Origin of the sequence: Pseudoalteromonas sp. RB2-MNA-CIBAN-0110 (assembly GCF_040309305.1) — a bacterium.
GTDB lineage: Bacteria > Pseudomonadota > Gammaproteobacteria > Enterobacterales > Alteromonadaceae > Pseudoalteromonas > Pseudoalteromonas arctica.
This window is the reverse complement of sequence record NZ_JBEOOQ010000372.1, coordinates 1-228: the sequence shown is the minus strand read 5'-3', so window position 1 is coordinate 228 and position 228 is coordinate 1. Positions and strand designations below refer to the sequence as shown.

Here is a 228-nt window from a genome sequence, read left to right as displayed (position 1 = left end):
TGGGTGCATAGCTCAGCTGGATAGAGTACTCGGCTACGAACCGAGCGGTCGGAGGTTCGAATCCTCCTGCGCCCACCATACTTTAATAACTCGCTTAGAGTCTAAATAAGCAAAAGCTCTACTTAGAGTTAAAATAAGTAAACTATAAAGTGGGTGCATAGCTCAGCTGGATAGAGTACTCGGCTACGAACCGAGCGGTCGGAGGTTCGAATCCTCCTGCGCCCACCA

Annotated in this window: 2 tRNA genes; both read left to right on the top strand. The window is 49.6% G+C overall.

Annotated features, from left to right (window positions below):
• The first annotated feature begins 1 nt into the window (after nt 1).
• Nucleotides 2-78 (top strand) — tRNA-Arg (locus AAEY68_RS21835).
• Between the two features lie 73 nt (nt 79-151).
• A tRNA-Arg gene (locus tag AAEY68_RS21830) sits at nt 152-228 on the top strand.